Genomic DNA, 391 nt, shown 5'->3' with positions numbered 1-391 from the left:
GAGGGCGGCGGTCAGGGTGGTGCCGGCGTCGGGGGTGCTGTACATGAGGGCGGCGTGGCCGGCGATGCCGCCGTTGTGGGTGATGACGGTGCCGCCGCCGGGGACGGGCTGGACGAAGACGCCCAGGCCGTAGCCGGCCTTGGTTTCCGGGGTGCACATCTCGGCCAGTAGGCCGGCCGGCAGCAGCTTGCCGCCGGCCAGGGCGGTGATGAAGGTGTGCAGGTCGCGGGTGGTGGAGATCATGTCGCCGCCGCTGGAGATCCAGGAGGGGTTGTGCCGGGTGACGTCGAGCGTCTTGTGCTCGCCGTCTTCGTCGTAGCGGTAGTAGGCGTGCGCGTGGGGGGCGGGGATCTCGGTCTCGGTGGTGGGCTGGCTGGTGCCGGTCAGGCCG

General features: G+C 71.9%; 1 protein-coding gene. It reads right to left on the bottom strand.

The features are described 5' to 3' along the window. On the bottom strand, positions 1–391 hold a 391-nt coding region (locus IO39_RS43485), incomplete at both ends, for a serine hydrolase (protein ID WP_043637748.1).

It is taken from the genome of Nonomuraea candida (assembly GCF_000725485.1).
Taxonomy (GTDB): Bacteria; Actinomycetota; Actinomycetes; order Streptosporangiales; family Streptosporangiaceae; genus Nonomuraea; species Nonomuraea candida.
This window is presented reverse-complemented; position numbering and strand designations above follow the sequence as displayed.